The organism is Leifsonia sp. P73 (assembly GCF_051059105.1).
Taxonomy (GTDB): domain Bacteria; phylum Actinomycetota; class Actinomycetes; order Actinomycetales; family Microbacteriaceae; genus Leifsonia.
In genome coordinates, this window is record NZ_CP194931.1 from 2,934,223 (window position 1) to 2,960,648 (window position 26,426).

Annotated in this window: 18 protein-coding genes, 1 tRNA gene and 2 pseudogenes; 16 read left to right on the plus strand and 5 right to left on the minus strand. The window is 67.8% G+C overall.

The window, feature by feature from the left end:
* Nucleotides 1-6 precede the first annotated feature (6 nt).
* Genes ACQ86L_RS15130 through ACQ86L_RS15140 form a run of 3 tightly spaced genes read left to right on the plus strand, consistent with a single transcriptional unit; the run spans nt 7 to nt 2,734 of the window.
* Nucleotides 7-1,053 carry a peptidoglycan-binding domain-containing protein gene (locus ACQ86L_RS15130; protein ID WP_434316148.1) on the plus strand — a complete coding sequence of 349 codons (1,047 nt, stop codon included), beginning with the start codon at nt 7-9 and terminating at the stop codon, nt 1,051-1,053.
* Between the two features lie 11 nt (nt 1,054-1,064).
* Entirely contained in the window at nt 1,065-1,664 is a 600-nt protein-coding gene (locus tag ACQ86L_RS15135; protein ID WP_434318903.1) for an ATP-binding cassette domain-containing protein, read from the plus strand.
* Complete coding sequence (locus ACQ86L_RS15140; protein ID WP_434316149.1) at nt 1,661-2,734, plus strand: hypothetical protein; 1,074 nt, start codon at nt 1,661-1,663, stop codon at nt 2,732-2,734. The genes ACQ86L_RS15135 and ACQ86L_RS15140 overlap by 4 nt, the downstream gene beginning before the upstream one ends.
* Nucleotides 2,735-2,741: 7 nt before the next feature.
* Here the strand turns inward: ACQ86L_RS15140 and ACQ86L_RS15145 are convergent.
* Nucleotides 2,742-3,259: pseudogene (locus ACQ86L_RS15145) on the minus strand (VOC family protein).
* Between ACQ86L_RS15145 and ACQ86L_RS15150 the strand changes: the two are divergent.
* From ACQ86L_RS15150 to ACQ86L_RS15170, 5 genes are all read left to right on the plus strand, one after another.
* A complete protein-coding gene (locus ACQ86L_RS15150; RefSeq protein ID WP_434316150.1) occupies nt 3,234-3,833 on the plus strand; it encodes a class I SAM-dependent methyltransferase in 600 nt (199 codons plus the stop codon). The pseudogene ACQ86L_RS15145 and the gene ACQ86L_RS15150 sit on opposite strands and share 26 nt — an antisense overlap.
* A gap of 142 nt (nt 3,834-3,975) precedes the next feature.
* Complete coding sequence (locus tag ACQ86L_RS15155) at nt 3,976-5,646, plus strand: Re/Si-specific NAD(P)(+) transhydrogenase subunit alpha (protein ID WP_434316151.1); 1,671 nt, start codon at nt 3,976-3,978, stop codon at nt 5,644-5,646.
* Entirely contained in the window at nt 5,643-7,019 is a 1,377-nt protein-coding gene (gene pntB / locus ACQ86L_RS15160; protein WP_434316152.1) for a Re/Si-specific NAD(P)(+) transhydrogenase subunit beta, read from the plus strand. The genes ACQ86L_RS15155 and pntB overlap by 4 nt, the downstream gene beginning before the upstream one ends.
* A complete protein-coding gene (locus tag ACQ86L_RS15165; protein WP_434316153.1) occupies nt 7,020-7,670 on the plus strand; it encodes a DUF2510 domain-containing protein in 651 nt (216 codons plus the stop codon).
* Between the two features lie 70 nt (nt 7,671-7,740).
* Nucleotides 7,741-7,829: transfer RNA gene (locus tag ACQ86L_RS15170), tRNA-Ser, on the plus strand.
* Between the two features lie 217 nt (nt 7,830-8,046).
* Here the strand turns inward: ACQ86L_RS15170 and ACQ86L_RS15175 are convergent.
* Complete coding sequence (locus ACQ86L_RS15175) at nt 8,047-9,054, minus strand: LacI family DNA-binding transcriptional regulator (RefSeq protein ID WP_434316154.1); 1,008 nt, start codon at nt 9,052-9,054, stop codon at nt 8,047-8,049.
* 118 nt (nt 9,055-9,172) lie between these two features.
* On the opposite strand from ACQ86L_RS15175, the gene ACQ86L_RS15180 reads away from it, so the two are divergent.
* The 4 genes from ACQ86L_RS15180 to ACQ86L_RS15195 are packed head-to-tail and all read left to right on the plus strand — an operon-like array spanning nt 9,173 to nt 17,966.
* A complete protein-coding gene (locus ACQ86L_RS15180; protein ID WP_434316155.1) occupies nt 9,173-10,513 on the plus strand; it encodes an MFS transporter in 1,341 nt (446 codons plus the stop codon).
* Nucleotides 10,514-10,529: 16 nt separating this feature from the next.
* Nucleotides 10,530-15,584 carry a family 78 glycoside hydrolase catalytic domain gene (locus tag ACQ86L_RS15185; RefSeq protein WP_434316156.1) on the plus strand — a complete coding sequence of 1,685 codons (5,055 nt, stop codon included), beginning with the start codon at nt 10,530-10,532 and terminating at the stop codon, nt 15,582-15,584.
* Nucleotides 15,581-17,053 carry an NAD-dependent epimerase/dehydratase family protein gene (locus ACQ86L_RS15190; RefSeq protein WP_434316157.1) on the plus strand — a complete coding sequence of 491 codons (1,473 nt, stop codon included), beginning with the start codon at nt 15,581-15,583 and terminating at the stop codon, nt 17,051-17,053. Before ACQ86L_RS15185 ends, ACQ86L_RS15190 begins: the two co-directional genes overlap by 4 nt.
* Entirely contained in the window at nt 16,977-17,966 is a 990-nt protein-coding gene (locus ACQ86L_RS15195) for an alpha/beta hydrolase fold domain-containing protein (RefSeq protein ID WP_434318904.1), read from the plus strand. The genes ACQ86L_RS15190 and ACQ86L_RS15195 overlap by 77 nt, the downstream gene beginning before the upstream one ends.
* Nucleotides 17,967-18,357: 391 nt before the next feature.
* On the opposite strand, the gene ACQ86L_RS15200 is transcribed toward ACQ86L_RS15195, so the two are convergent.
* A complete protein-coding gene (locus ACQ86L_RS15200; protein WP_434316158.1) occupies nt 18,358-19,923 on the minus strand; it encodes a P-loop ATPase, Sll1717 family in 1,566 nt (521 codons plus the stop codon).
* A 470-nt stretch (nt 19,924-20,393) separates the two neighbouring features.
* Between ACQ86L_RS15200 and ACQ86L_RS15205 the strand changes: the two genes are divergently transcribed.
* From ACQ86L_RS15205 to ACQ86L_RS15220, 4 genes are all read left to right on the plus strand, one after another.
* Nucleotides 20,394-22,169 (plus strand): ATP-binding protein, encoded by a 1,776-nt coding sequence (locus ACQ86L_RS15205; protein ID WP_434316159.1) that lies wholly within the window; start codon nt 20,394-20,396, stop codon nt 22,167-22,169.
* A 591-nt stretch (nt 22,170-22,760) separates the two neighbouring features.
* Complete coding sequence (locus ACQ86L_RS15210) at nt 22,761-23,213, plus strand: hypothetical protein (RefSeq protein ID WP_434316160.1); 453 nt, start codon at nt 22,761-22,763, stop codon at nt 23,211-23,213.
* 46 nt (nt 23,214-23,259) lie between these two features.
* Nucleotides 23,260-23,553 carry a putative quinol monooxygenase gene (locus tag ACQ86L_RS15215; protein ID WP_434316161.1) on the plus strand — a complete coding sequence of 98 codons (294 nt, stop codon included), beginning with the start codon at nt 23,260-23,262 and terminating at the stop codon, nt 23,551-23,553.
* Between the two features lie 288 nt (nt 23,554-23,841).
* Nucleotides 23,842-24,366 carry a hypothetical protein gene (locus ACQ86L_RS15220; protein ID WP_434316162.1) on the plus strand — a complete coding sequence of 175 codons (525 nt, stop codon included), beginning with the start codon at nt 23,842-23,844 and terminating at the stop codon, nt 24,364-24,366.
* Between the two features lie 134 nt (nt 24,367-24,500).
* On the opposite strand, the gene ACQ86L_RS15225 is transcribed toward ACQ86L_RS15220, so the two are convergent.
* Together ACQ86L_RS15225 and ACQ86L_RS15230 are read right to left on the minus strand one after the other, a co-directional pair.
* Nucleotides 24,501-24,848, minus strand: coding sequence for a hypothetical protein (locus ACQ86L_RS15225; RefSeq protein WP_434318905.1), 348 nt, complete (start codon nt 24,846-24,848; stop codon nt 24,501-24,503).
* A gap of 57 nt (nt 24,849-24,905) precedes the next feature.
* A pseudogene (locus ACQ86L_RS15230) lies at nt 24,906-26,416 on the minus strand (glycoside hydrolase family 127 protein); the annotation flags it as partial.
* Nucleotides 26,417-26,426 lie beyond the last annotated feature (10 nt).

A 26,426-nucleotide genomic window follows, 5' to 3' on the forward strand; every position in this document is an offset into this window, starting at 1 on the left:
GGTGTCATGCCGCGGCTCCTCGTCATCGTCGTCGCCGCCACCGTTTTTTTCGCGTCGGGGGCGACCGCCGCCTGGTTGTGGTGGGGAGCCGAGCCTCCCGTTTCTCTCGCGCCGCCGAAGCCCGCCACCGCCGCCACGGTTACGTATCGAGAGTTCTTCGATCAGCGGGCCGTGAGCCTTCGGATCGAGTCCGCAGACGATTCGCGACTGGAGTCGGGGGTCGGCGGTCGCGTCACCTTCTCCGCGTGCTCGCCGGGCGCCGTCATCGAATCCGGATCCGTGATCGCTGCGATCGACGGTCGTCCCCTGGTGGCTCTCGCGACCTCTCCACCCCTCTGGCGTGATCTGAGGCCAGGCGATAGCGGCGACGACGTCCGGACGCTCCAGACGGAGCTCGCCCGTCTCGGCTTTCCGGCGATGGCGGACGGAAAGGTCGGGAAGCGGACGCTCGACGCTGTCGCCGCACTGTTCGAGCGCGCGGGAGATGCGGCGTATGAGCCGGGCGCCGTCGAGGCCGCTCGGATCGTCTGGTTGCCGGCCGAATCGGTGACGGTCGGGGAGTGTTCGGCGTCGATCGGCGAAACGCTGGAGGCGCGCGGCGCGATCGCTTCCGTCGCGGGGGCGATCACCCGCATTTCGGTGGACGAGCCGAACGCCGCCGTCGTTCCCGGCGAACGGACACTGACGGTCGACACGATCACGGTCCCTGTCGACGATTCCTGGAGCGTGTCCGATCCGACGGCCCTGGACGCGCTGGGAGCCGCGCCGTCGGTCGTTCGGCACAGGAACACGGCGCTGAGCGAGACCGGCGCAGAGGGTGGAGGAGCTCTTCGTGGCACACTCGCCCTCGCCGCCCCCGTCGACGTGGGCATTGTTCCGCCCACGGCCGTCCACTCCATCGAGGGAAACGAGGGATGCGTCGCTGCTGGGCCGAAAGCGCTTCGCGTCACCATCGTGGGGTCGCAACTCGGTCAGTCGTACGTGCTGTTCGAAGGTGGAGAGCGGCCGGACACCGTGCAGCTCTCGGATTCGCGACGCCCCTCGTGCTCGTAGCGCTCGACCGGGTGGGCCACCGGTTCGGTCGATCCGGTGACTGGCTGTTCAGAGGACTCAGCTTCGAGTTCCGTCCGGGCGAGGTCTATGCGTTGACTGGACCGTCCGGTTCGGGGAAGAGCACACTGCTCTCGCTGCTCGGCGGACGGACCCGCCCGGCGGAGGGGGCAGTTCGATTCAGCGGAATCGGCACCGTGAGCTGGGTCTTCCAGAACCCGTTCGGGTCGCCGAGGCGAACAGCTCTCGACCACGTGGTGCTGCCGATCATCGCCCGTGGCGAGTCGATTGCGTCGGCCGAGCGGCAGGCGCGTGAGTACCTGACGCGCTTCGATCTGGAGTCGGTTTCGGGCCGGAGGTTCGGCGAGTTGTCCGGCGGCGAGTCGCAGCGGCTCATGCTGGCTCGAGGGCTGGCATCCCGGCCGAGCCTCCTCCTCATCGACGAGCCGACCGCTCAACTCGATCGGCGTACCGCGGAAAGAGTCGATGCTGCGATAACGGCAGTCGCCGCCCCGCAGACGATCGTGATCGTGGCGACCCACGACGCACGGACACGCGATGCGTGCACGGGGCTCCTCGACCTGAGCACCGAGCACGAGCGGGCCGCCGAGTGAGATTCTCCAGTCTGTGCCGGGAAGCCGGCCGCAACATCGCGACAGGAACCGCACGCTTCGCACTCCTCAGCGTGCTGCTCGGCGTCGCGCTCGGGTCCCTTGTGTTCATCGACGGAATGACCACATCGGGCCTCATCGCCGCTGCGGAGCGATTCCGCTCGTCGGGAGCGGCGACGGAGACACTCGTCGCGGAGGGCCGGGTGGACGGCGAGGCGTGCGAAGCGCTGTCGAGGCTCCCCGGAGTCACGGCTGCGGGTGCGTTGCGGTCGTCGGCGAGCAAGATCACGATCGCAACTCTCCCCGACGCACCCGTGCCGCTGCACGAGGTGTCGCCTGGTTTCGTCGGCATCCTCACGGATCGGATGGGGCTCCCGGGCGGGGTTCTCGTGCCCGACGAGTTGGCCGAGACGCTCGGCGTCTCGGCCGGGGAGGTCGTCGCCTCCGACGCCGGCCCGATGCCGATCGCCGCTGTCTACGACTATCCGTCCGATGGGCGACGTGCGGGTTTCGGCTACGCGATCCTCGCGGTCACGAACCAGGCCAGGACGTACGACGAGTGCTGGGCTCAGGCGTGGCCGCAGCTCCCGAACCTCCGATCCCTGCTGCTCGCCACCGTCATCCCCTCGGACGGCGCCGACGAACGGAAGCCCCAGGTCTCGCAACTGAACTCGTCACTCGGCGCCCTGTTCGAGGGAAGCGCTGCATTCGCCGATCGTATGACCCGGCTCGCGACGCCTACGGCGGCAGCGATCGCCGCCGGACTCGGTCTTGTCAGTGTCCGGTCGCGGAGGCTTCAGCAGGCGTCGGCCCTCCATGCCGGTGTGACCAGAAGCGACCTCTTCGCCCTCAACCTCCTCGAAGGCGGCGCTTGGGCGGGGTCGGCCGGGGCGATCGGGATGGGGATCGTCGTCGCCGTGGCCGCGACGATCGCGCCCGGCGACCATGTCGCCGTGTTCCAGTCATTGGCGAGCATCCCCTTGGCGGGGGTGGCGGGAGCACTCGTCGGAGTGGCGATGGGGACGGCCGCGATGAGCGAAAGGCAGCTCTTCCGCTATTTCAAGGATCGGTGACGCCCGCTCACTGCAGACAGAACTCATTCCCCTCCGGATCGCGCATCATGATCGCGAACTCCGGGTACGGCCCCCACGACCCGTCGAGCACCTGCTCGACCGTCGCGCCCAGCCCGACGAGGCGGGCGGCCTCGGCCTCCACCTCGTCCCGCGTCGCGTGGCGGTCGGCGGAGGGGTGATGTCGATGTGCATCCGGTTGCGCTGGCGCTTGTCGTGGTCGTAGCGGGTGAAGTACAAGCGCTGGTGGGTCGGGTCCTCGTCCCAGGCCACGGCGCGGGCGGCGAGGTCGTCGTCGGTCAGGCCCGCAGCACGGAGCTCGGCCTCCTCCTCCGGCGTCAGCCACTCCGGCTCGGGGTAGCCCATGACCGCGGCCCAGAACCGGGCGAGCGCCGCCGGGTCGGCTGCGTGGAAGGTGACGTTGGCGATCCGTGCGGTCATCCTCCGGAGTGTATGCGGAAGGAGGGAGCGGCCGGGAGACCTGATCGCTAAGCTGCCGCGCATGACCTTCGACCCCGAGCGGGACATCGCCGCGTACGGCAGGCGCGCGGGCGGGTATGAGCGCGGGCCGCGCGGGTTCCTGCACGGCGAGATCGTGCGGCGCGTCGGGGTGGTGGCGGTGTCGCTGGTCGACGGTACGCCCGAGCCGCGCATCCTGGACGTCGGGTGCGGCAGCGGCGCGCTGCTGCGGCTGCTCGGCCGCCTGCGTCCGGACGCGCGGCTCACCGGGGTCGACCCGGCGCCGGGGATGGTGCGGGAGGCGGTGGCCTCCACGCGCGCCGCGGTGCTGCAGGCTTCGGCGGAGGCCCTCCCGTTCGGGGACGGGTCGTTCGACCTGGTCGTGAGCTCGTCCTCCTTCAGCCACTGGGAGGACAAGGCGGCCGGGCTGGAGGAGTGCCGGCGGGTGCTGGCGCCGGGAGGCGCGCTCGTGCTCGCGGACGTGTTCACGACGCGGGGGCTGCCGGTGCGGGTGTTCGGGCCGGGCGGGGCGGCGGGGAGCCGGGAGCGGGCTGGGGAGACGATGGGAGCGGCCGGCTTCGCCGTGCCGCTCTGGCGGCCGCTGTTCGCTCGCGTGATCTGGGCTGGCGTGGGGCGCGCGTGAGGCGCGCGTCGCGTGGACAGGAAGACACGTCCGGATCTCCTTCCCAACGGCGTTCGGAAGGAGATCGAGCGCGCGTCGCCGCCGCAACTCCTGTCGGCGGGTGCAGCCTGCTAGTGTCCATCCAAAAGCCGAGGGAGGCCAGGTGTCGGTAGTCGGCATCGTCGCTGAGGGGCCGGGCGAGGCCCGGGTCGCGTCCAGCCCGAGTTCCGTGAAGAAGCTCGTCTCCCTGGGGTACGACGTGCGGGTGGAGTCCGGTGCGGGAGTCCTGGCCGCGTTCACGGACGAGGCCTTCGCCGACGCCGGCGCGACCGTGACCTCCCGGGCCTCCGCATGGGCCGCCGACATCGTGATCAAGGTCGCCCCGCCGACCGAGGACGAGATCGCGCTGCTCTCCGACGGCGCCACCCTCATCGCGACCCTCAGCCCCGGCCTGCGCCCCGACCTCCTCGCCGCGCTCTCGCAGCGGGGGATCACCGCGCTCGCACTCGACGCGGTGCCGCGCATCTCCCGGGCCCAGTCGATGGACGTGCTCAGCTCGATGGCGAACATCTCCGGCTACCGCGCCGTGGTGGAGGCCGCCCACGAGTTCGGCCGGTTCTTCACCGGGCAGGTCACCGCGGCGGGCAAGGTCCCGCCCGCGAAGGTGCTGGTCGCCGGGGCGGGCGTCGCCGGCCTCGCCGCGATCGGCGCCGCGTCGAGCATGGGCGCGATCGTCCGCGCCACCGACCCGCGGCCGGAGGTCGCCGACCAGGTGCGCTCGATCGGCGGCGAGTACCTGGCCGTGGAGGTCGCCGGCGACGACGCCATGCAGTCCACCGACGGCTACGCCAAGGCCACCAACGAGGCCTACGACCGCCGCGCCGCGGAGATCTACTCGGAGCAGGCGCGCGACGTCGACATCGTCATCACGACCGCGCTCATCCCGGGCCGCCCCGCGCCGAAACTGCTCACCGAGGCGGACGTCTCGAGCATGCGGCCCGGCTCGGTCATCGTGGACATGGCCGCCGCGCAGGGCGGGAACGTCGCCGGCTCGGTCGCGGGGGAGCGGGTGGTCACGCCGGGCGGGGTGATCATCCTCGGCTACACCGACCTCCCGTCGCGCCTGCCGACCCAGTCGTCGCAGCTCTACGGCAACAACCTGGTCAGCCTCCTCACCCTCCTCACGCCCGGCAAGGACGGGAGGCTCGTCCTCGACTTCGACGACGTCGTGCAGCGGTCGGTGACCGTCGTGCGCGACGGCCAGACGACCTGGCCGCCGCCACCGGTGACCGTCTCCGCGGCGCCGCCTCCCGCCGCCGCCGCGCCGGTCGCCGTGCCCGCGCCGAAGGAGCCGTGGCTGACGCCGGTGCGCAAGGCGGTGCTGACCGCGGTCGGCCTCGCCGTGCTGCTGGCGCTGACCGCGCTGGCGCCCCCTCCGCTGCCGCAGCACTTCACCGTGCTCGTGCTCGCCACCGTCATCGGCTTCTACGTGATCGGCAACGTGCACCACGCGCTGCACACGCCGCTGATGAGCGTGACCAACGCCATCTCGGGAATCATCGTCGTGGGCGCGATCGTGCAGCTGACGTCGCACGACCCGCTCGTGCAGGCGCTCGCCGCGATCGCCGTGCTCGTGGCCTCCATCAACGTGTTCGGCGGGTTCGCGGTGACGCGGAGGATGCTGGCGATGTTCACGCGGAGCGACGCGGTCGGGAGCGGCGGGCCCGGCCCCTCTGGCGGTCGCGGCGGCGGTCCCGGACGCGGCGCTTCCGGACGCGGCGGCTCCTCCGGACGCGACACCGCTTCAGGACGCGACAGCGGGGCGACCCGGTGAGCCTCAGCGTCGCGGACGCCGCCTACCTGGTCGCGGCCGTCCTCTTCATCATGAGCCTCGCCGGCCTGTCCCGGCACGAGACCGCGCGCGGCGGCGTGGTCTACGGCATGGTCGGGATGGGGATCGCGCTCGTCGCGACCATCGGGTTCCTCGTGCTGCCCGCGTCCTCCATCGTCCTGCTGATCGTCGCCATGGTGGTCGGCGCCGCGATCGGTCTGTGGCGCGCGCGGGTCGTGCAGATGACCGGCATGCCGCAGCTCATCGCACTCCTGCACAGCTTCGTCGGCCTCGCCGCCGTGCTCGTCGGCTGGACGGGCCACCTGTCGCACCCGGACCTGACCGGCTCGCTGCGCGGCGTGCACAACGCGGAGGTCGTGATCGGCATCTTCATCGGCGCCGTCACCTTCACCGGGTCGATCGTCGCCTACCTGAAGCTCTCCGCCCGCATCTCGTCGCGCCCGCTGGTGCTGCCCGGCAAGAACGCGCTGAACATCGGCGCGCTCGCCGTGTTCGTGGCGCTGACCGTCTGGTACGTGATCACCCCCGACCTGTGGCTGCTGGCCGTCGTCACCCAGATCGCCCTCGCGCTCGGCGTCCACCTCGTCGCGTCGATCGGCGGCGGCGACATGCCCGTCGTGGTGTCGATGCTGAACAGCTACTCCGGCTGGGCCGCCGCCGCTTCGGGCTTCCTCCTCGACAACGACCTCCTGATCGTCACCGGCGCCCTCGTCGGCTCCTCGGGCGCGTACCTCTCCTACATCATGTGCAAGGCCATGAACCGCTCGTTCCTCTCCGTCATCGCCGGAGGCTTCGGGATCGAGGCCCCGTCCGCGGCCGTCGAGGAGCAGGGCGAGTACCAGGAGGTCAGCGCCGAGCAGACCGCCGAGCTGCTGCAGAACGCGACCACCGTCGTCATCACGCCGGGGTACGGGATGGCCGTCGCCCAGGCGCAGTACCCCGTCGCCGAGCTCGTCCAGAAGCTCCGCGACCGCGGCGTCACCGTCCGGTTCGGCATCCACCCGGTCGCCGGGAGGCTGCCGGGCCACATGAACGTGCTGCTGGCGGAGGCCCGCGTCCCGTACGACATCGTGCTGGAGATGGACGAGATCAACGACGAGCTGTCCGACACCGACGTGGTGCTCGTGATCGGCGCCAACGACACGGTCAACCCGGCCGCCGCCGAGGACCCGGGCAGCCCCATCGCCGGCATGCCGGTGCTGCGGGTGTGGGAGGCCCGCCAGGTCGTCGTCTTCAAGCGCTCCATGGCCGCCGGCTACGCGGGCGTGCCGAACCCGTTGTTCTACCGCGAGAACGCGAGGATGCTGTTCGGGGACGCGCGGAAAGCCGTGGACGAGATCGTGGGGTACTTCTGAATGGTCGACGGTGACACGGACGAGGTGAGCCGCCGGCTCGGACCGGGCTGGTATCCGGACCCGTTCGACGAGGCGCCGCTGCGCTGGTGGGACGGCACGAAGTGGGAGGCCGCGGCGAGCGGAAACGCTCCCGCCGCGCCGCCCGTGCGCTACGCCGCGGACCGCCGCCCGCTGCCTCCCGGGACGCCGGTGTACACGTCGTGGGTCTGGCTGGTGGTGCTGCTTCCGCTGCTGAGCACCATCGTCTCGCTGGCCACGCTCGGCGAGGTCACGCGCTCGCTCGCCGCGTTCGCGCACCCGGGAGCCGCGAACCTCGCACTGCTGATGTCGCCCGGCTACCTCCTCGCCAGCCTCCTCGGCTGGCTGGTCTACGCCCTGTCGATCGTCTTCAGCTGGCTGGACCACCGGACCCTGGCCCGCCGCGGCGTCGACGACCCGTTCCACTGGGCGTGGTCTTTCCTGGCCTGGCCGGTCTACACGATCGGCCGCGCGGTGATCGTCCGCCGCGTCGCGGGAGGCCGGGGATCGGGAGTCCTCTGGGCCACGATCGCGGTGATGGTCCTCTCGGTCGCCGCCGGGATCGCCGCAACGCTCATCCTGAGCGCGGCGATGCTCCAGACCACCCACCAGCTCCCGGGCGCCGGCGCCTGAGAGCGCGGTGTCCGGCCGCCCCCGCAACGTCCGTTATGATGGCTGTCGTGCGTCCGCCCGCGGACGCTCAGGAGACGTCGCATAGTCAGGCCTAGTGCACCACCCTGCTAAGGTGGAGTCCCCGTAAGGGGACCGAGGGTTCAAATCCCTCCGTCTCCGCATCTAAATATGCTGGTCAGGGGCTATTTTTGTTGCCATGTTCGGCCCAAAACCCCACAAATGCCCCACGGCCCACGCCGCAGATCCGCGCCATTACTGGGATGTGGCACTATTCGAGCCCCACAACTGGGTGACGCTGCGTTCAGTGAAACAGTGTCAACGAGATCGGGTCGTCTCGAAATAGGCGTGAGCCGGCGCTGAAGTGGCGGGCGCTTGATTACCGTTGCCCCGTGGACTCGCGAACGACGAGCTGCGCTTCGGTCTCCGGTCCCGCCTCCGGCTTCGGCGCGTCGGTGACAGCGCTCAGTGCCAGCTCTGCGACGTAACGCCCGAGTCCCGCGGTGTCGACGCGCACGCTCGTGAGGCTGGGGACGAAGAGGGACGCCAGCGGGCTGTCGTCGTGGCCAATCACGGCGACGTCGTCCGGGATGGTCTGCCCAGACCGCAGGATGGCGCCAGCGACGAGTGCTGCGATGTCGTCGTTGTAGGCGACGACGCCATCGATGCCCTGCGCCAGCCAGCTAGCGATCACCTCACGCGCGTTGCTTGGGTCAATGTCGGCATCTGCTGCGAAGTTCGTGCCCGTCTGTTCCGTGAGTGTTTGACCGGACAGTGCCCGGCGAGTGCGGACCAGGTCGGCGATCCGTGGGTCTGCCGAGCCGGCGAATGCGAGCTGGGTGCATCCTCGCTCAAGCAGATGCTCCACCTGGAGACGCGGTCCTTCGGCGTAGCGCAGACCGTCGTCGTCGGCTTCGGACTGGTCCTCGAGCACGGTTGCGATCACATGCTGCACACCGCTGTCTCGAATCTCCGTGACCATCTTTCGCGGGAGCGGGGCCATGCCAAGGACGACGTCCGGTCGAAGCGTCTCCCAGAGCGGCTGAGCCTGGCCGCCTGGATGCGGGGTCATGGTGACGAGCGAGTAGCCGGCCCGATCCAGCACGAGCGACGCCTCGTCCAAGTGCGTGCGCATGCTGTACTCCATCGGCCAGTCCGGCAGGATCACCAGGATTATCCGGCTCTGTCCGCTCCGGAGAGCGCGCGCAGCGGTGTGCGGCCGGTACCCGAGGCGCTTCGCCTCCGTCAGGACACGTTCCCGGGTGGCGGGCGAGATCGTCTGGCCGGGAGTGTTGTTGAGGACGAAGCCCACCGTGGCGCGCGAGATGCCCAGAGCACGCGCGACGTCCGCCGCGGTCACGCGCTTCAGGGCTTCCGAATTGGTCACAGACCCTCCTCCGATGCCTCGACTCTATCTCGTACTTGCACGTGCTAGTCAGTCGCGTTTATAGTAATTCTACTAGCTCGTGCTAGTTCTCATTCGACTGACGATGGAGTCATCCCCCATGACGAACCCCACCAGCGACGAACCGGTCGTCGCAGCACTGCCGACACCGATCCCCAGCCCGACGGTGCAACCCGATGTGATCGCCGAGCAGAGTCAGACCCCGGCGGAGCTTCCGAAGGTCGGCGCTCGGTACATCTGGTTCATGGTTCTGGCCCAGTTCGGCGTCTTCATGGCCTTCATCACCCCGATCGCGATCTCGCTGGCGATCCGCGTCCAGTCGATCGCTCCCGGCCACGCCGAGTACCTCGGCTACATCACGGGCGCCGGTGCACTGTTCGTGATGCTGACGTCGCCGTTCATGGGAGTGTGGAGCGACCGTACCCGGACCCGGATCGGCCGCCGCCGCCCGTTCATGATCGGCGGCATGGTCGTCGGCGTCATCTCCCTGGTGTGGATGGCCGCCGCGCCGTCGGTCGTCCTCCTCGGAGTCGGCTGGGTGCTGGCGCAGTGGGGATGGGGCACCGTCCTCGGCAACCTGCAGATCTCCACCGCGGACCGCCTCCCGGAGTCGCAGCGGGGCAAGGTGGGCGGACTCACCGGCTTCGCCACGCAGATCGCCCCGGTCTTCGGCGTCGTCATCGCACAGTTCTTCACCGCGAACGCCCTGCTGCTGTTCCTGGTCCCCGGCGCGGTCGGCGTGGTGCTGGTCACCCTGTTCGTGACACTGGTGCACGAAGACGACAGCCGCGGACTGCCGAGAGAGCGGCTGACCTTCGGGAGTCTGCTGCGGAAGTACCTGTACAACCCGGTGCAGTTCCCCGATTTCTCCCTGAACTGGCTCGGTCGTTTCCTCTTCTACTTCGGGCTGACCCTGAACACGACGTTCACCGCCTTCTTCTTCGCCGAGCGCCTCGGCGTCACCGTCGACAAGGTCGCGGGCGTCATCGCGGCCTTGGGCGGTATCGGCGTGCTCGCCACGACGGTGGGCGCCATCGGCGGCGGCTTCCTGTCCGACCGGCTGCGCCGCCGTCGCGTCTTCCTGGTCCTCGGCGGCGCCGTGATGGCGGCGGGGATGACGACGATGGCCTTCTCCGCCTCGCTTCCCGTCCTGATCACCGGTTCGCTCGTCGTCTCGCTCGGCATCGGCCTCTTCGCCGCTGTCGACCAGGCCCTGCTGCTCGACGTCCTCCCGGAGAAGGACACGGACGCGGGACGTTTCATGGGCATCACCGGATTCGCCACCTCGATCCCGCAAGCGGTCGCCCCGCTCGTGGCCTCCGCCATCCTCCTCGTCGGCGTCACCGGCGGACAGAAGAACTACACGCTGCTCTTCCTCGTCGCCGCCGCGCTCGTCCTCCTCGGCGGGCTCGTCATCCTCCGCATCCGCTCCGTCCGCTGATCCCTGAAGGCTCGCCATGACCGTCACCGTCACCCCCGTCCGCTTCGAACACCACCGCGATGCCCTCGGCATCAGCGAATCCGCACCGCGGCTCAGCTGGATCGTCGAGGAGGCGCCGGCAGCCTGGTCGCAGGCCTCCTACGAATTGGAGGCCGGGTCCGGAGAGACGATTCGCGTGAGCAGCGGCGAATCCGTGCTCGTGCCCTGGCCCTTCGCCGAGCTGGCCTCGCGCGAGCGTGCCTCGGTGCGGGTTCGCGTGATGGGAGAAGACCAGAGCTGGTCCGCATGGTCCGCGTGGGCGGAGGTCGAGACCGGGCTCCTGCGCCCGAGCGATTGGACGGCACGGCTCATCACCCCGGCTCCCGGGGCGGCTGCGCTCGTGCGACGCACTGCGGAGTTGCCGGCGAAGCCCGTCCGTCGCGCTCGCGTGTACGCCACCGCGCACGGCCTGTACCAACTGGAGATCAACGGCCGGCGCGTTGGTGACGACGAGCTCGCGCCCGGCTGGACGGCCTACGATTCCCGTCTGCGGTACCAGACCTACGATGTCACCGACCTGGTTCGCGGCGGCGAAACCACCGTCGGTGCGTGGCTGGCCGACGGCTGGTGGCGCGGCTATCTCGGCTGGGACGGACGCCGCGAGTGGTACGGAACCGAGCTCGGACTGTTCGCTCAGCTCGAGGTCGACTACGCGGACGGCGACCGGCAGGTGATCGTGACCGACGCCGCCTGGGAGAGCACAGCGGGGCCGATCGTCTCGGCCGACCTCTACAACGGGGAGCACTTCGACGCGCGGGCGACCGACCCGGGTTGGTCGACTCCGAGCGGGACAGCGGACGTATGGACGCCCGTGACGATCTCCGATTTCGATGCCGGAGTGCTGGTCGCGCCCGACGGTCCGGCGGTGAAGGTCACCCGCACGGTGCCGGTCACGGATGTCATCGTGTCGCCGTCCGGGCGGACCATCCTCGACTTCGGTCAGAACCTCGTCGGCCGCCTGCGGATCACCGTCAAGGGCGAGCCGGGCGACACCGTCGTCCTGCGTCACGCGGAGGTCCTGGAGTCCGGCGAACTCGCGACCGAGCCGCTGCGTGGTGCCAAGGCGACGGACACGTATGTCCTGCGCGGGGGCGGCACGGAGGAATGGGCGCCGCGCTTCACGTTCCACGGCTTCCGGTACGCCGAAGTGATCGGATGGCCGGGCGAGTTCGATCCATCTGCGGTCGTGGCGGAGGTGCTGCACTCCGACCTGGAACGGACCGGTTGGTTCGCCACGTCCGATCCGAAGCTGGACCGGCTGCACCAGAACATCGTCTGGGGTATGCGTGGCAACTTCGTCGACGTTCCCACCGACTGCCCGCAGCGGGATGAGCGCCTCGGCTGGACCGGCGACCTCCAGGTCTTCGCCCCGACGGCGGAGTACCTGTTCGACACGGCGGGCTTCCTGACCTCGTGGCTGAGGGATCTCGCCGTGGAGCAGGCGCGGTACGGCGGGACGCCGATGGTCGTCCCCGCGATCACGACGGGCTACACCGGGCCGATGGCCGGCTGGGCCGACGCCGCGACCGTCGTGCCCTGGACCTTGTATCAGGCGACCGGGGACAGGGACGTTCTCGCTCGTCAGTTCGACTCGATGGTCGCGTGGGTCTCCGAGGTGGAGGCCGCCGCCGGGCCGGATCGGATCTGGTCGGCGGGGTTCCAGTTCGGCGACTGGCTCGACCCGTCCGCCCCGGCCGGACGACCCGAGGCCGCCGCAACCTATCCTGAGATCGTCGCTACCGCCTACTTCGCCCGATCCACACGGATCGTCGCCGACGCGGCAGCGCTGCTCGAACATCCCGACGCGAGTCGGTTCCGCGCCCTCGCCGACGAGGTCGCCACGGCCTTCCGCCGCGAGTACGTCTCCGAGTCCGGTCGACTCCTGTCCGACTCCGCCACCGCATACGCACTCGCTCTCCAGTTCGACCTCGTCGGAGACGCCGCCGCCCGGACTCGCGCTGCGGATCGACTGGCCGAGATCGTGCGCTCCAACGGTTTCCGGATCGCGACAGGGTTCATCGGCACACCGCTGATCTGCGATGCGCTGTCGGCCAACGGGCACCTCGACACCGCTTACCGACTCTTGTTCCAGACCGAAGCCCCGTCCTGGCTGTACGCGGTCGAGCAGGGGGCTACCACGATCTGGGAGCGGTGGGACTCACTGCTGCCCGACGGAAGCGTCAACCCGTCCGGGATGACTTCGTTCAACCACTACGCTTTCGGCGCCGTCGGCGACTGGCTGCACCGCGTCGTGGCCGGCCTTGCCCCCGCGGCACCCGGCTACCGTGAGCTCCGCATCGCGCCTCAGCCACCTCGTCGGGGACTCACATCGGCATCCGCCCGCCTCGAGACGCCCTACGGCGCCGCCGAGACCGGGTGGGTGCTGAGCGACGGTGCGCTCCAGCTGGCCGTGCGCGTGCCCATCGGGGCCACCGCGGAAGTTGTGCTGCCCTCCGGTGCCCGGCACGTCGTCGGCCACGGTGAGTACGAGTTCACCGAGCCGTTCGAGGTCGACGCCGAGACGCAGATCCCGGTCACCGTCGACACCCCGCTCGGGACGCTCATCGAGAGCCCGGAGGCGATGGCCGTCCTCACCGGGGTCATCACCAAGCACGTCCCAGAGGCGGCCGAACACATGGAATCGGGGCTGCGCGGCCAGGAAGCCGTCACACCTCGTCAGATCGCCTCCATGCTGCCCGGCCCGGAGGCGGTCCTCGCCGACCTGGAGCGCGGTTTCGCCGCTGTCACCGCCGGCGAGCCGGTGCCGGACGATGTGATCACCGCGCCCGAGCCGACCCGAGATGACGCCACACTCGCCCGCGATGCCGCACTGCTGACAGGGCGTGACTTCTGGTCCACACGCGAAGGCGAAGGCATCCGCTCCCTGGTCATGGTCGACGGCCCGCACGGCGTCCGCCGGCAAACCGGAACCGCCGACAACCTGGGCTTCAACGAAAGCCTCCCCTCCACCTGCTTCCCGCCCGGTGCAGGCTTGGGCTCGACGTGGAACCCGGCGCTCGTGCGGGACGTCGCCGCCGCGCTCGGCCGTGAAGCCCGAGCACTCGACGTCGACGTGCTCCTCGGTCCGGCGATAAACATCAAGCGGTCCCCGCTGGGCGGGCGCACCTTCGAGTACCTCTCGGAGGACCCGCGGCTCACCGGCGCCCTCGCCACGGAGTACGTGCGCGGCCTCCAGAGCACGGGCGTCGGCGCATCCGTCAAGCACTTCGCTGTGAACAGCCAGGAGACCGAGCGGATGCGCGTGGACGCGCAGGTCGACGACCGCGCACTGCGGGAGATCTATCTGCCGGCCTTCGAGAAGGTCGTCACCGAATCCCATCCGGCGACCGTGATGAGCGCATACAACGCGATCAACGGAGCCTTCGCCTCCGAGAACGAGTGGCTCCTGACCGAACTGCTCCGCAACGAGTGGGGCTTCGACGGCCTCGTCGTCTCCGACTGGGGCGCGATCAAGGACCGGGTGCAGGCGCTGAAGGCCGGCCTCGATCTCGAGATGCCCGGCACCGGCGACGAGGGCACGGAGGCGATCATCGCCGCCGTACGGGACGGACGGCTCGACCGTTCGGTTGTGGAACGGAGCGTCGCCCGGCTGGCTCGGCTCGCGGAGCGGACGGCAGCAGCGGAGGGCGTCCACGCCGTTGACGCATCCGCTCATCACGAGCTGGCCCGCTCCGTGGCGGGCGAGGCGATCGTGCTGCTGCGCAACGAGAACCAGACGCTGCCGTTGCAGCCGGGCCGGCGCGTGGCCGTTCTGGGGCAGCTGGCTGCCGAGCCGCAGTACCAGGGCGGCGGCAGTTCGCACGTGAACCCGACCAGGCTCGATATCCCGCTGGAGGAGTTGCGCGCGCGTCTCGGCTCGGATGTCGTCTACGCCTCGGGCTACGACCGCGCGAACCCCGAAGCGGATGCGAGTCTGCGTGAGGAGGCGATCGCGACAGCGCGCGCAGCCGACGTCGCGGTCGTCTTCGTCGGCCTCTACGAGGAGGACCAGTCCGAAGGATTCGACCGCACGCACATCGACCTGCCCGAGGCCCACGTCCGTCTCATTCAGGCCGTCGCGGCCGTGGCCGCTCGCACCGTCGTGGTGCTCTCCAACGGCGGTGTCGTCTCGCTCGAACCGTGGCACGACAGTGTCGACGCGATCGTCGAAGGATGGGCGCTCGGCCAAGCCGTCGGGCATGCGCTGGCCGGTGTGCTCACCGGGGCGATCAACCCCTCCGGCCGGTTGGCGGAGACCATCCCGTTGCGGCTGGAGGACACCCCGTCCTACCTCTCCTTCCCGGGCGAGAACGAGGTCGTCCGATACAGCGAGAGCGTGTTCGTCGGCTACCGCTATTACACGGCCGTGGGGCGCGACGTCCGCTATCCATTCGGGCACGGCCTGAGCTACACGACGTTCCAGGCCGAGCTCATCGCGGACGCGACCGGCGCCGACAGCGCGATCGCCCGCGTGACGGTCACGAACACCGGCACGGTCGCAGGTGCCCACGTCGTACAGCTGTACGTCGCGCCGACGGACGCCCCGGTCCGGCGACCCATCCGAGAGCTCGCAGGCTTCGCCAAGGTCGCACTCCGGCCGGGCGAGACGGCGACGGTGGAGATTCCGTTGGATCGCCGCGCCTTCGCCTACTGGGACGCGCCGCAGTCGCGCTGGTGGGTCGCCCCGGGGTCCTACCGCATCCAGCTCGGCGAATCGGCCACGGACATCGTCGCCGAGCAGCTCATCCAGCTCGATGGCGACGTGGATGCGCCCGCGGTGCTCTCCCTCGAATCCACCGTCGGCGACTGGTTCGGCCACCCGGTAGTCGGTCCCGCGCTCATGCAGGCGATGATGGCGGGAGCGTCCGAGGAGCAGCTCGCCGCGGCGGAGGCCAACGGCAACATGCTCAAGATGGTCGAGTCGATGCCCATGGGACAGTTCGCGCGATTCCCGGGAGTCGAAATCCCCGACGGCGCACTCGAACAGCTCATCGCGTTGAGCAGCAGCGACCTCGCGGCGGCACCGCAGTGACGGCCGTCGACCCGAGGACCCGCGTCCTGCTGACCGGCGCCACAGGCAACTGGGGCCGTGCCACGCTCCGTGAGTTCCGGGAGCGAGGCGACCGGATGCGCGTCGTCGCGTTCGCTCTGGACACGCCCCAGGACCGGACGGTGCTCGACGAGTTCGCCGACATGGAGAACCTCGAGATCGTCTGGGGCGATCTGCTCAACTACGCCGACGTCCAGCGCGCCGTCCGCGATGTCGACGTGATCCTCCACGTCGGCGCCGTGGTCTCGCCGATCGCCGATCAGCACCCCGACCTCGCCCAGCGCGTGAACATCGGCAGCATGCAGAACATCATCCGCGCGGTCGCTGTCCTGCCCGACCCGGCAGCTGTCGGGGTCGTGGGCATCGGCTCGGTCGCGGAGACCGGCGACCGTACTCCGCCGATCCACTGGGGGAGGATTGGCGACCCCATCCGCGTCTCGCAGTTCGACGAGTACGGGCAGACGAAGGTCGTCGCCGAGAAGCTCCTCATCGAGTCGGGGTTGCCGAAGTGGGCGTGGTTGCGCCAGACCGGCATCTTCCACCCCGGGATGCTCGCCCTTCGCGACCCGATCATGACCCACTCCACCCTGGGCGGAGTCATGGAGTGGGCGACCGCCGAGGACTCCGCACGCCTGCTTGCCGGCATCGCCGAGCGGCATCTTCCCGAGGAGTTCTGGGGCGGCATCTACAACATCGGCGGTGGTGAGGAGTGGCGGCTGACCAACTGGCAGCTCCAGACCACGATCAGCGGTGCGCTCGGCGTCGCCGACGTGCGCGCGTGGTACGACCGCAACTGGTTCGCCACCCGGAACTTTCACGGCCACTGGTACACCGACAGCGATCGGCTGAACGACCTTGTTCCGTTCCGGCGCGACACGGTCGACCAGGCACTCGATCGCGCGGTGGCGACGCTACCGCGCTCGGTCCGGTCGGCCGGACGGGTTCCCAGCTGGATCGTGAAGAACCTCGTCATGCGGCCGCTCACTCGACAGCCGCGCGGGACGATGCACGCCATCGCGCACCACGACCAGGCGGCGATCCGTGCCCACTTCGGCTCACAGGAGGAGTGGCAGACCATCGGCGAGTGGGCGACGTTCAGGGTGCCCGAGCCGTCACGGACACCATCCTTCCTAGATCATGGCTTCGACGAGGGCAGACATCCGAACGCATGGGATCGCACCGACTATGCTCAGGCCGCCGAGTTCCGAGGCGGCGAGCTGGTCTCGCCGGTCGTCACTCAGGGGCATCCCCACGAGCCCCTGGTCTGGAGCTGCGCTTTCGGGCACATCTTCGCCGCCAGCCCGTTCCTGATCCTGACCGGCGGTCACTGGTGTCCGGACTGCACGCGCGACAGCGCCGGGTACGAGCGCCAAGCTGAGCGAAACCCGTTCCTCGCCCAGTTGTACTCGGCGCGCACGCCGGCAATGCGCGGCGAAGCGACTCGGCGCTGACTGCACACGGACTCGTCGAGGAGCAGGTCATGTCGATTCGAGCACTCGTGATGGATGCCGTCATCAAACGCGCCATCACGCGAGGTGGCAGGCAGGACGTCGCGGCGGAGATCGCGCGTCGCCGCAAGGCCGGACCGCCGACACCCGCGAGGGTGCCGCCGTCGGTAGCGAGGCGGTTCATCGTCAGCGAAACGCGGACGGCCGGTTCGCCGGTGGTCACCCTCCGTCACCGTGGCGCACCCCCGGTCGCGCTGTCGTCTTCCTCCCCGGCGGCGGGTACGCGCACGCCGTCTCGACTGCCCACTGGAACGCCGTGGCGCAGTACGCGGCCTCCGCCCGGCTCGACGCGATCGTGCCGTTGTACGAGGTCGTGCCTTACGGCGACGCGACCCGCGCGCGTGAGTTCGTGACGGAGGTTCTGTCGGAGACGATCGCGCAGCGAGGCGCAGGGGCGGTCTACCTCGCCGGCGACTCCGCCGGAGGTGGCCTGGCTCTGAGCGTTTTGCAGCGCCAGCCGGAGGGCGTCCGCGCCGCCGTCCTCCTCAGCCCGTGGCTCGACGTCCGACTCGCCCACCCAGCCGGGGAGGTGCTCGAGAGTTGGGATGCCATCCTCGACGTCGCCGAACTCCGCGACTGGGGTCGGGCGTGGGCCGCGGAACTATCGACATCCGACCCGATGGTCAGTCCGATCCACGGCCGGTTCGAGGGGCTCCCGCCCGTGCATGTGGTCTCAGGAGGGCGCGACCTCCTGTTGCCTCAGGCCCTGGACGCCTACCGTCTCCTGCAACGAGCAGGCAACGCCGGCCGCTTCGTCTATTCGCCCGACGCGAATCACGCGGTGGGACTCAGCCGCTCGGCCACCCCGGAAGCGAAACGCGTGCACGACGAGGTCGTGCGCATCCTGCGATCCTGAGCGATCTGCGGTCTCCGCGGATCCGGCGCTCTAACGGCGGCCATCTGCGTTCACCGGTCTCCACCCGCAGGCGAGAAATAGCGCCCACAAAAACCCCACAACTGCAGTAACCGAGACAGGTGCAAGGTCATCGAAGTGCTGCGAAAATCCGCGGTTTTCCGGGGGTTTTGAAGCCGATTAGGGAGCGGCGTCAGGGTTCAAATCCCTCCGTCTCCGCACTTGGATATGCTGGTCAGGGCCATTTTTCTGCGGTCAAAATCGCCCAGCCCCCACTAAAACCCCACAACTGATTGCGCGGGGCGTCATTGAGGCTTATCGCAAACGTCGCCGTGGTCATTCGTCGGAGAAGTCCTGCCGACGCTGGTTAGGGCTTCACAATTTGGGCCGATCGTCACGGCACGCTCAAGTTCAGCTGTCGCCCGCGGTCCTCATCCGCGGTCTCAACATCGAGTGCCCGTTGAAAGGTGCGATGGAGGAAGAAGAACTCGCATCTCTCCAGGCTCGTGATCGACTCGGCGAGTAGCGGGTCCTCGTCGTAGAAGACTGGCGCAGCAGAGGTCCGGCTAGCCATTCCGATCAGCCCGATCTCGTAGAGCATCGCCGTCAGAGACTGGTAGAGCTCGGCCCAGGACTTCTTACCGACGTTGTATCCCCACATTGCGTTGGAAGCGTCGTTGAGCCAGCTCACGCCGGTGAACTGCGGTTCGGTCACCAGAAGCATGCAGTCGTCAAGTCGGGCCGTAAACTGATCGCGCGTCATCCGCGCGGGGGCACCCCTGAATCGAGCGAAGATCGCATCGATGTGGGGATAGGTGGGCTTCCACTCGTCACGGAGGGCGAGTAGGCGTCGAGAGGAATACTGCCGTTCTGCGGCGAGGATGTCCTCCCAAGATATTGAGTTTCCACCAGCGGCCCGTACGAGGCATTCGTTGACGAACGCAATTGCGTCCCGTGGTCTCTTGAGTGTCCGATCCAGGATGTACCGCAACGGATTTCCCCGCGACTTGTTCGTGTGCGGGAGAAGACTGCGAAGCCCCTCGATCACTACCCCCGACTTCCGCGCGGCCACCTTCAGCCGCTCTTCGAGCATTTCCTCCAGCCCTTTGTCCGTCCAGGTCATTTCCAAGACCAAGGAGCGGAACTTCTCTTCTTGGCCACCGCTTCGTCCGAAGTCGAGTTCCTGGAATATGTTCGAGCGCAGCGCGACGAGGACCTTCAGGTTTGTGACCTTCTGCATGTCCAGCACCGTACGGAAGAGGCACCGAATCAGATCATTGGTGATTCGCTCGTCGACCCAATCACGGTCGAGATCATCGATAATCACGTATGTGTAGTGCGCGTGGTCAAGAATTTCGTCGTCAAGAATGGTCAGCATCTTGTTGAGGCGTGCAAGCTGTGTGTCGTTGACAACCCGTTGGAAGCGCGCGGCAAGTTCTTGGTGGGAGCGTAGTTCTTCCTCGTGAAGTCCATTGACCTTTCCGCCGAGTTTCGCTGGCCCCGCTCCGAGGTCGACACCCGCTTCTGTGCCGATCCGCTCTGTGAAGGTGTTCGTGATCTGCTTCACGCGTTCGTCGGCCTCGACCCAGAAACGGCCTTCGAAGTCGTCGAGGTATTGCAGTGCTGCTTGCTTGCCGGCGTCGCGGGTAAGTCGCTCTCGTAGGCGATCCAAGAAGCGTTGCTTTTCTTCGGGGGAGTCGATTTTGTAGCGGCGTCGAATGATCTCGACGATGAGCACGTGTTTCCACAGCGCTATCCAAAAGGGATCGAGCTTCACGTCAAGAGAATCGAGGTATTTGATCACTTGGAGGTCCGTGATGTACGGAAGGGATAGGTCCTCTGGTGAAATCCGCACAACTCGCTCGGGACGCGTGTTCTCAAGGTGCTGCAGGGCGGCGGATTTCCCTGATCCGGTACGGCCGACCAGAAAGCATCGTCGATCGTCCTGGGATTCGATCACCTGGTATAGGGGGTTTCCACGAAGGCGTCCAAGTGGAGCGGATCTGCCTCGGCTTGTTCGCCTCCGAGACTTAGGCCTGGCCTCAGTCGTCCATGTCGTGACATGCTCCCCCTTGCACTCGCGCAATGAATCTATTGACTGATTGGGGGGAGTCTCATTCCCCAATGTGAGGCACAACATCGTTGGCGGTCGGGGAAGCCGCTCCCCGTTCGCCGCTTCGAGGCGAGTGACGTGTTGCAGCGGGGCCCGGCGGCCATGAATTGGTTGTATTCGTCAATACTGGGCCGTGCCGCTCCCCAGGCGCCGCGCCCCAATTCGGCTCGAATTCGTTCCCTCAAATGTCGTGGCGGTTTCGCGATAGTTTTGCGGTACCCTTCACGGTGAAGGGCTGGACAAAACTCCTATTAAACCAGCGCGCCAGTGCGTCCAGGCTGCAGTGAAGGGCCGCGCAAAACTTAAGGAAAACTTCGATGGACCATATTGGCGGGGTGTTGGCAGACATCGCTGCTGGGGCGATCACTGCGAACGATGTGGAATCACTCGACATCGAGTTCAAGACCGACGGCAGGTCCCGAAACGACGATCTCAAGAACATTGCGGACGCAGCGTCATGCATGGCGAATTCGTCAGGCGGCACGATCCTCGTTGGAGTGGACGACCGAACCGTCGGGCCGAGCGCATTCGTCGGCACATCACTCGACCCAGAGCAGACGCGGCTCCGCATTTACGAGCTCACCAGCCCGCCACTCTTGGTCGAAGCAGAGCTCCGGACGACATTTCCCGGCGACGTTCTCATATTGAGCGTGCCGAACAGTACGCAAGTTCATAGCGCAAACAACAGGGTTCCAACTGAACGTATCGACCAGCATTGCAAGCCGATGACGAGCGAACGCATCGCAACCGTGACTTCGCAGAAGACTGGCCGAGATTGGAGTATCCAGCGAAGCAACTGGCTTGCCGACCAGGTGGATCCCGTCGCCATGCAGGTGGCGAGGGAGATGCTCGCGCGTTCCAATGACCTTGGGAAGCGTCGCCTCGCAGAAGCGAGCGACATAGAACTGCTCCGCGCGGTGGGCGTTGTGCTCGAGGACCAGTCGCTCACAAACGCCGGTGCACTACTCTTCACTCGCGCATATGACGATGTGACGCTTATCGCCTACACGCACCGGCGCACTCCCGCTGGACAGTTGACGTCGAACGAACATATTACTGGCCCGCTTGTCGTTGCTGTTCAACGTGTTTTCGATCTGATCGATGCGCGGCTTGAGACCACACCGGTGTCGATCGGCAAAGGTCAGCAACTTCATATCGCTGACCTTCCTGAAGCTGCTGTCCGCGAGGCTGTCGTGAACGGGATAATGCATCGAGAGTATTTCAGTCTCGATCGGACGGCTGTTGAGCATACCCTTACTCAGTTGCGCGTCTCGTCACCTGGCGGATTCGTGCCTGGCGTGAGCGTCAATAATGTTCTGACGACTTCGTCTCGCACCCGAAATACCAATTTGGCCAATGCAATGCGCATGCTTGGTCTGGCCGAGACTGCGGGGTCTGGCGTCGATCGGATGTACGCCGAAATGGCGCGAGTTGGACACGAACCTCCCCGTTACGCCGCTGACCCGACGCGCGTGGAAGTCACTCTGCTGGGCGGGGCACCAAATACCGCGCTAGCGCGGTATGTAGCGACGCTGCCGCAAGAGGAGGCCGCCGACGCGGACACCATGCTGATTCTGTTGACTCTCCTGACGCGCAAGACCGTTAGCGCAGAAGAACTCATGGCACTGCTGCAAAAAGCATCCGTTGATGAGGCTCAATCAGTGCTCGCACGCCTGAGCGGCGATGAGACCGCGTTGCTAGAGCCGACACGCGAGACCGTTCGGCGCGCGCGCCCGAAATACAGGTTGCGAGAGGGGGCTCTGGCGGCCCTTGGGCCGGCTGTCACTTACCGGCGCCGCACCACGGATCAGCTTGATCGGAAGATCATCGAGCTGGTGAACGAGACGGGCACGATTAACGCCCGGATGGTGCGGATCCTTTTAGATCTCGATACGGTCGGCGCGTCCCGCGTACTCGCCGATCTCGTTGAACGAGAAATCCTGGTCAAGACGTCTGAGGCGACCCGCGGGCCGAGCGTCACGTATGGCCGCGGTGCAGCCTTCCCTTCAAAGTCAAAATCAAAGCCTGCTGACGGGCCGATTCAATCGCAAGAGCACGACCCCAACCAATTGTCGTTTGACGATTTCGAGTAGCGAGCTTGAGGTTGCGATCGGACACCGCCCGTCGATTCTCGGACGCTTGCGGAGTAAATGAGATGCGCAAAGCTCGTCGCCTTGAGGCGAGCCGATCCATCCGAAGGCCACGCATACCGCATTGAGAGCCCGGCCGGCCCCCACAAAAGCCCCACAACCGCAGTAACCGAGAGCGGCGCAATGTCATCGAACACCTGCAGAATTCCGAGGTTTTCCGGGCATCTCAAGGTCGATTAGGGAGTGCCGTCAGGGTTCAAATCCCTCCGTCTCCGCAGTGCAGTGCCGACGGGTCCGTCCTCAGGCTTCGGGAAATCTGTCTGCGGGCGGAAGATCCATCAGCCGATCCTCCACTCGCGAGTTCGCGATGTGAGTTCATTGTCGCCGTCCTAACGCAGGGTGGCTTCATTCTTTCCAGTTGTCATCGATGGCTGGCGGCCGAGTGGTAACCGTCCGTTGAGAACGGGGTCCTCAGTCGCGAGCCGTGCACGGCCTCCGCTAACTGCGGGGACGCCGTCGGATACCAGCCGTGGCTTACCGCATCAAACCGGGTCACGTAGGTACTGTCGGCTGACAGCACTCCGGAGGGGATTCATGACGCGCAACGAGTTGGACGACGCGATCTGCAACGAGACCTGGTCGCTTCCGATTGCCTGGGTGGGGTTCCAGCTGCTCATCATGTCGGTCCTCGTTGTCGCCGGCGTGTCAATCCTGGTTCAGACCTTGGCCGGCCACGCCGGTCCGCCGTTGTGGTTCCTCGCGATCTGGTTCGGCGCCCTTGGATGGAACGTCTACTGGTGGCTGTTCCGTGTTGCGTATCGAGTCGATCTTGTTGGTGAGACGCTGCAGTGGAAAGCACCATTCAACAGCGGAGCGTTGCCCGTGAGCGCTATCACCGGCGTTGGTAGGTTCTTCGGCGCCTTCTTCACCTGCGTTCTTCGAGCGCATGGTCATCAGTCGGTGGTCGTCTTCACACAGCTTCGCTCGTTCGAGCCGATGCTCGCGGCGCTGCACCGGCTCAACCCGGCCGTCCCTCCCCACCAGTAGGCCGCACCTGCCGCCTCAGCACCGTCCAAGTGCTAGCGTCGCCCGCATGACTGTCACCTCCCTCCTCGACCTGCGCTTCGCTGCCGACCACCTCGAGGACGGACCTCGCGCGCTGCTCGCGATCCTCGCGGACACGCGCGCTTTCGACGGCTGCCTCGGCGTTGATGTCGTCACGGACGTCACGGACCCCGCCCACGTGGTTGCGGTCGAGCACTGGGAGTCGCTCGAGCATGATGACGCCTACCGCGCCTGGCGCGCTGGGCCCGGCGCTTCGGGCCTCGGCGACTACTTGGCGGAACCAGCGGCACTGACACGGTTCACCGACGTCGTTTCGCTCTGACCCACGTTCTTCTGCTTTCATGTGGCGCGCCACCCCGGACGCGGCAGAAGGAACAGGTCACCGCAGCCGCCGGGACTTTGGGCCCTGGTGCCGCACTGCAGATCCTCCGAGTATCGGCCCATGTCCTGGGGACGCAGACTGGCTGGGCTTGGCGCGGTTGGCGCTGCAGCGGCTCTCTACGGGGGCTTCGTGCGCCCTCGCCTCATGCGCTGGGGCGCTAGCGATGAGGAGGTCGTCGGCCCGTATCCCGGTGTCGGCCTGGTTCCCGAGGGTGAGCGGGGGGCGACCATGGCCGTCACGATCGACGCGCCTCCCGACCAGGTGTGGCCGTGGCTGGTTCAACTCGGGGGCGACCGCGGCGGTTGGTACTCCTGGGACCAGCTCGACAACGCCGGCCGTCCCAGCGCGCGCGCCGTTCATCCCGAGTGGCAGCATCTTGCGGTCGGTGACTCCGTGAAATACCTGACCCGTCGCCACGGGCCCGTGGACGCCTGGGACGTTGCCGCGCTGGAACCGAACCGATTCCTTGGACTGCGCGTATTGAGCGATCTGCGGGGACGCCGCCTCGATCCTCACCAGTCGCGGCCATCGGCCTATGCCGAAGGATTGTGGGGCTTCCGGCTGAAGGAGATGCCGGGCGGACGCACCCGTCTGGTCATCGGCGGATACCAAGCATTCCGTCCTTGGTTGCTGGGCCGCGTCGCCGACTGGTTCGGCCCGCTCATCGTCTGGATCATGCAGGCGCGCATGTTGCATGTGCTCAAGCGGAACGTCGAACAGGCCGGCAGCGCGGTGAGCGAGTCGAAAGGCTGACGACGTTCAGGGTCCGCACCTGAACGACGGGGAGTTTCAGCAGGCCGTCTCCCCTTCAATCTCCCGCCGATCGCAGCGGAAGACCTGGCCGCCATCGCCGATGACTTCGATGGCGGCCAGGTGGTCTGTCAGGCTCAGGAGCCGTGTCGCGGGAGGAAGACGCGCATCGTGCTCGGCCCGTTGTTCGCCCAGGCGAAGTAGGGCTTCAGCTCGAGGTCGAGCTCCTCGACGTCCGTCTGGTCCCAGGACCGAGTCGCGTACGGCCACTCGGCGGGGGCGCTGCGGGTGAGCGTGATGCGGGCTCGCGCCCCGGTCGGGGTGGCGGCGATCGGGTGCCCGTCGTGGAGCCGGATCTCGTCCACGTGCACGCCCTGCGGGAGGTCCGTCGACTCCGCGCACAGCACGAGCGGGCCGCGTTCGACGGCGACGGTCCCGCGCACGGCGTCGATACCGGACGCCGGGTACGCGAGCCGCGGCTCCATCGGCAGCGACAGACGGATCGGATCGTCCGGGTCGAACTGCGCACGGATCCGCGCGTAGCCGTCGACGACCGTGTGCTGGGCGCCTGCATGGGTCACGCGCGCGGATCGTGCCCAGACCGGCACCCGGACGGCGATCTCGACCTCGGCGTCCGACCGCGCGGCGATGACCACCTCGCCGCGGAAGGGGTAGCCGTTCGTCCGCATTCCGAGTTCGACAGTCACGCCGCCGCCCGTCCTGGTGGCGAGTTCGGCGTCCGCCAGCTGATGCAGCTGAACGCCGTCGTCGGTCGCGGTCGCGACATAGGCGCCCACGCTGGCGAGCGTGCGGGCGAGGTTCGTCGGGCAGCAGGAGACCTCGAACCAGGGCGCGCGGAGGCTCGACTCCGCTCGCTCGCTGAGTTCGTCGTCGGCGGGGACGGCGCCCAGAACACGCTGGTGGAGCGTGTTCGCATAGTAGAAAGCCCTGCCGTCCTCGCGCGGTGAGACCAGGACGGCGTTGTAGAGCGTCCGCTCGATCAGGTCGGCGTACTTGCTCTGCCCGGTCGCCAGCAGCAGCCGCCAGCTGAGCATCACGGACCCGATCGCCGCACAGGTCTCTGCGTAGGCGCGATCCGGCGGGAGTTCGAAGTCGGCGCCGAACTCCTCGTTCTGGTGGTGGGCGCCGATGCCGCCGGTGATGTAGGTGCGGGAGGCGACGGTGTTCGCCCACTGCCGCTCGACCGCGGCGAGCAGTTCCGCGTCCCCCGCTCTGCGGCGACGTCGACGGCTCCGGAGGCCAGGTACATCGCCCGTACAGCGTGGCCCCGCAGCCGATCGGCCGAGCGGACGGGCTGGTCGTCGAGGAAGTAGTCGCTGCCCTGGAAGAGCGTCGTCGTGAGCCGTCGTCGTCCCCGCCGTTCCACGAGGAGGGCAGCGAGCTCGATGTAGCGGGGCTCGGCCAGGGCGCGGCCCAGCTCGACGAGCGCGGTCTCGATCCCGGGATGGCCGCAGACGGCGTCGCGCCCTGCCGGGCCGAACTCCGCGTACACGTGGTCGGCGAGCCGGCGGGCGACCTCGACGATCGTGTCGAGGTGGCCGCCGCGCACGCGCGCGACCGCGGCCTGGAAGAGGTGGCCGAAGCAGTACAGCTCGTGGCCCCACTCGAGGTCGGAGTAGCGCGGCCGCTGGCCGGGGCGGCCGAACGAGGTGTGGAGGTAGCCGTCTGGCTCCTGGGCCGCCGCCACCCGGGCGACGAGGTCGACGTAGTGCGCCTCGAGCTCCGAGCCGGGGTCGCGGCTCAGCTCCCAGGCCATCGCCTCCAGCAGCTTGTAGACCTCGGAGTCGACGAACTCGATGCCGTCGTGGTGCTCGGCGACGGTCCCCGCGGCGGCACGATCGAAGTTCGCGACCCAGCCGATGCGCTCCATCCAGGTCAGGCAGTGCCGGATGATCGTGCGGGCGTTCAGCTCCTGCTTCTCGCCCCAGAACCCTCCCGTGATGCGGAGCTCGTCGGGGCCCAGCGGGCGCAGGGCCGAGCGGGAGGGGTCCACCGGGCCGCCACGTCGGACGGCGCTGATCGTGTCTGTCATCGTTCTCCTG

Excerpts from the sequence above, each read along its gene's own strand:
- ACQ86L_RS15185 (WP_434316156.1), top strand. The coding sequence starts at position 10,530 with ATGACCGTCACCGTCACCCCCGTCCGCTTCGAACACCACCGCGATGCC.
- ACQ86L_RS15165 (WP_434316153.1), top strand. The coding sequence starts at position 7,020 with ATGGTCGACGGTGACACGGACGAGGTGAGCCGCCGGCTCGGACCGGGC.
- ACQ86L_RS15220 (WP_434316162.1), top strand. The coding sequence starts at position 23,842 with ATGGCCGTCACGATCGACGCGCCTCCCGACCAGGTGTGGCCGTGGCTG.
- ACQ86L_RS15225 (WP_434318905.1), bottom strand. The coding sequence starts at position 24,848 with ATGGAGCCGCGGCTCGCGTACCCGGCGTCCGGTATCGACGCCGTGCGC.
- ACQ86L_RS15180 (WP_434316155.1), top strand. The coding sequence starts at position 9,173 with ATGACGAACCCCACCAGCGACGAACCGGTCGTCGCAGCACTGCCGACA.
- ACQ86L_RS15205 (WP_434316159.1), top strand. The coding sequence starts at position 20,394 with ATGGACCATATTGGCGGGGTGTTGGCAGACATCGCTGCTGGGGCGATC.
- ACQ86L_RS15210 (WP_434316160.1), top strand. The coding sequence starts at position 22,761 with ATGACGCGCAACGAGTTGGACGACGCGATCTGCAACGAGACCTGGTCG.
- ACQ86L_RS15215 (WP_434316161.1), top strand. The coding sequence starts at position 23,260 with ATGACTGTCACCTCCCTCCTCGACCTGCGCTTCGCTGCCGACCACCTC.
- ACQ86L_RS15150 (WP_434316150.1), top strand. The coding sequence starts at position 3,234 with ATGACCTTCGACCCCGAGCGGGACATCGCCGCGTACGGCAGGCGCGCG.
- ACQ86L_RS15130 (WP_434316148.1), top strand. The coding sequence starts at position 7 with ATGCCGCGGCTCCTCGTCATCGTCGTCGCCGCCACCGTTTTTTTCGCG.